Origin of the sequence: Nocardia sp. NPDC060220 (genome assembly GCF_042727815.1) — a bacterium.
In the GTDB taxonomy this organism is placed as follows: domain Bacteria; phylum Actinomycetota; class Actinomycetes; order Mycobacteriales; family Mycobacteriaceae; genus Nocardia.
In genome coordinates this window covers 1-3,418 of sequence record NZ_JBHWZY010000755.1, presented here as the reverse complement: position 1 = coordinate 3,418, position 3,418 = coordinate 1, and the positions used below count along the sequence as shown (strand labels likewise).

The window sequence follows — 3,418 nt, the reverse complement described above, 5'->3', positions numbered from 1 at the left end:
GACAGACGGCGATATTCGTTCCGTGGCAGCTGCGCGGCCGGCCACGACTAGCTTCCGCCGTTCGCGCTGAGTACCGCCAGATCTTCGATCCCTCGGTAGTGAATGCCGGTCATGCCGAGAGACCGTGCGGCGGAGACGTTTTCCGGCCGGTCGTCGATGAACACGCAGCGGTTCGGTGCGACACCGGCCGCTTCAGCAGCGATCTCGTAGATGCGCAAGTCCGGTTTCGCGATGCCGACGGCCGCACTGCTGATCACGGTGTCGGCGAAATCGGTGAGACGCATCCGGGCCAGATGGATGTCGAGGTTGTCCATCGCGTTGGTGACCAGGACCAGCGGGACGCGGGCGCGGACCTCTGTCAGCAGATCCCTGACCTGCTCATCGACCCAGAAGTCGACCGCGGCGAAGGCATCGACCGCCCGGACCGCATCGGGGTGACCGCCGAGCGCGGCGGTGATCGAAGCCAGCCACTGCTCGGCGGTGATCTGTCCGAGTATGGCCGGGCGGATCTGTTCCGGGGCGAAGGCGGTGGCCAGCACGGGCAGCCCGTAGTGCTCCTCGATGTCGCACTGACGGTCGTGGTCGAATTGACGGAGCACGCCATCCAGATCACACAGCACCGCTTCGAATCTCTGCATCGTCCCAGTCTGCCTGTGCCACGGGGCGACTCACAGCGATCACGCGGCGCCGGTATCGCCTGCCGCCGAGGACACGCCACGAAGCCGGGCCGGTGCGAGGTACCGGACTGGATCGGCCCACACATATCCGGTCACCGTCGGCATCGGGATCAGCGCTGCGTGCTCGCGATGTACGCGGTAGCGACGCGTTCCGCGGCGGCGGTTCCCGACGCGACGCAGGCGGGAACACCGACGCCGTGCAGGTAGGCGCCCGCTACCGCGATGCCGTCGAGGGGGGCGATAGCCGACTCGAGAGCCGCGATCCGCTCGGTATGGCCGGGGGCGTACTGCGGAAGGCCACCGGGCCACCGTTGGACGACCGCTTCGATCGGGGTGATCGGGATGCCGGTGACGGTGGACAGGTCCGCGACAGCCGCCGCGATGAGGTCGTCATCGGTCCAGGAGAGCGGCTTGTCGTCGCCGAGCCGGCCGAAGGAGGCGCGGACCAGCGCGACGTCACGCTCGGCCAGATGAGGCCATTTGCGACTGGACAGGGTGAACGCCTTGGCGCGCAGGGGTTCTCCGGTGGCGACGAGGATGCCGGAGTTGTCCGGTAGCGCGGTGTCGCGTGGCAGGGCCATCGCGACCAGCGCCGACGAGGACAGTTCGATGCCCGCGGCGGCTCGGGCGGCCTCGGGCGCCACGTAGTGCAGCAGGCGGGCGGTCACCGGGGCGGGCGTAGCGATGACGACACCTTCGACGGCGCCGATCGGGTCGACCACCCAGCCATGGGTTCCGCGGGCGATTCTGGTCGCGGCCGTGGTCGTGACGAAACGCGCGTCCGAAGCCTCGGTCAGTGCGGCCAGCAGGGCTCCGTAGCCGTCGCGCAGCCCACCGAATACCGGGTCCGAGCTGGGTGCGGGCATCGCCGCACCCACAGCCTCCGTAAGACTCGACGCGCCGTCGTCGAGCGCTGCGGCAAGAGTGGGTAACGCGGCGCGGACACCGATCGAAGCACTGATTCCCGCATAAACCCCGCCCAGCAACGGATCGACGCTCCGCTCGACCACCTGCCTGCCGAACCGGTCACCCACCAGAGTCTGCACGTCGATGTCGCAGCCTCGATCCCAGCGCAGCGGCCGCTCCGGCTCCGTGGCGACCCGGGCGAGCGTCGCATCGTCGACCAGCCCGCGCAGCGACTCGGCATCAGACGGAATCCCCATCAGGGTGCGCCCCGGCAACGGATGCGCCGACCCCTGCGCCCAGATCAGCGGCCGTTTCCCCGCGGGCCGCACCAACTGGTCGGCCAGGCCGAGTTCGCTCATCAACTCGATCACCTCGGGCCTGCGCCCCACGAAGGCCTCGGCGCCGAGATCTACTGGCCCCCCGGCCAATTCACGAGTGTGCAGCACGCCGCCGACCCGTCCGCTCTGCTCGAGCACGACGATGTCGGTGTCCTCCCCCAACCGCTGCCGCAACCGATAAGCCGCGACGAGCCCGCTGATTCCGCCCCCGATAACCGCGATCCGCATGTACCGACCGTAGCCGTGCGACACGTCGCCCGGTGCGACGCACCGGCTCCGATGTCGGCTGGGTCACCAGCGCGTCTGGTTCGTGAGCCGAAGCTACAGGGAGTGCACCAACTCGACCAGGGCGGTCAGCACGCCGGGATCGGTGTCGGGTAGCACGCCGTGGCCCAGGTTGAAGATGTGCCCGGTCGCACCGAGCGTGATCGCCTCGTCGGCTTCGCGCACGATCCGCCGCGTCTCGGCCTCGACAGCGTCGAACCCGGCGAACAGGATCGCGGGATCCAGATTGCCCTGCAAGCCTTTTCCGGCACCGACCCGGCGCACCGCATCGGTGAGCGGCACCCGCCAGTCGACACCGACCACATCGGCACCGGCCTCACCCATGGCACCCAGCAGTTCGCCTGTGCCGACGCCGAAGTGAATGCGCGGCACCCCGGCCGAGGCCACCTCGGCGAACACCCGCTCCGAATGCGGCAGCACGTACTCGCGGTAGTCGGCCAGCGAGAGCGCGCCCGCCCACGAATCGAACAGCTGCACCGCGTCGACCCCGGCCGACAACTGGGCCTGCAGGAACGCGATGGTGATGTCGGTCAGGGCGCCGAGCAGGGCGTGCCAAGTCTTCGGGTCGGCGTGCATCATCGCCTTGGTGCGCTCGTGCTGCTTGCTCGGCCCACCTTCCACCAGGTAGGAGGCGAGGGTGAACGGGGCGCCCGCGAAACCGATGAGCGGGGTGTCGCCGAGCGCGCCGGTGAGCAGTCGCACACCTTCGGTGACCGCGCCGACCTCTTCGGGGCGCAGCCGCGGCAGCGCGCGCACGTCGGCTTCGGTGCGCACCGGGGAGGCGATGACCGGGCCGACACCGGGCACGATGTCGAGGTCGATCCCCGCGGCCTTGAGCGGAACGACGATGTCGGAGAACAGGATTGCCGCGTCGACGCCGTGGCGGCGGATCGGCTGCATGGTGATCTCACACACCAGCTCCGGGTCGAAACACGACTCGAGCATGCCGATGCCCTTGCGCAGTTCCCGGTACTCCGGCAGCGACCGGCCGGCCTGACGCATGAACCACACCGGGCGCCTGCTGGGCGTCGCGCCGGTGGCGGCGGCCAGGAAAGGGGCATCGGTCAACCGGCGGCGGGTGTAAGTGCTCATCGCCGTTCATCCTAAGCGTCGAGCCCGCGGGAACCTCACGCCCCGGCGGGTGTGGGACCGACCACACGTTCCACCGGTCGAGTCATCGATACCCGCCGACCCCGCTCACATCGCACATCG

3 protein-coding genes are annotated in these 3,418 nt (G+C 69.4%); all 3 read right to left on the bottom strand.

The window, feature by feature from the left end:
* Positions 1-47 precede the first annotated feature (47 nt).
* Entirely contained in the window at positions 48-638 is a 591-nt protein-coding gene (locus ACFWF3_RS29050) for an HAD family hydrolase (protein ID WP_379316744.1), read from the bottom strand.
* Between the two features lie 149 nt (positions 639-787).
* On the bottom strand, positions 788-2,149 hold the full coding sequence (locus tag ACFWF3_RS29045) for a protoporphyrinogen oxidase (protein WP_379316742.1): 1,362 nt from the start codon (positions 2,147-2,149) through the stop codon (positions 788-790).
* Positions 2,150-2,242: 93 nt separating this feature from the next.
* Complete coding sequence (hemE, locus tag ACFWF3_RS29040; protein ID WP_378988691.1) at positions 2,243-3,298, bottom strand: uroporphyrinogen decarboxylase; 1,056 nt, start codon at positions 3,296-3,298, stop codon at positions 2,243-2,245.
* Between the last annotated feature and the right edge of the window lie 120 nt (positions 3,299-3,418).

Coding starts and splice junctions, on each gene's coding strand:
- hemE (WP_378988691.1), bottom strand. CDS start 3,298: ATGAGCACTTACACCCGCCGCCGGTTGACCGATGCCCCTTTCCTGGCC.
- ACFWF3_RS29050 (WP_379316744.1), bottom strand. CDS start 638: ATGCAGAGATTCGAAGCGGTGCTGTGTGATCTGGATGGCGTGCTCCGT.
- ACFWF3_RS29045 (WP_379316742.1), bottom strand. CDS start 2,149: ATGCGGATCGCGGTTATCGGGGGCGGAATCAGCGGGCTCGTCGCGGCT.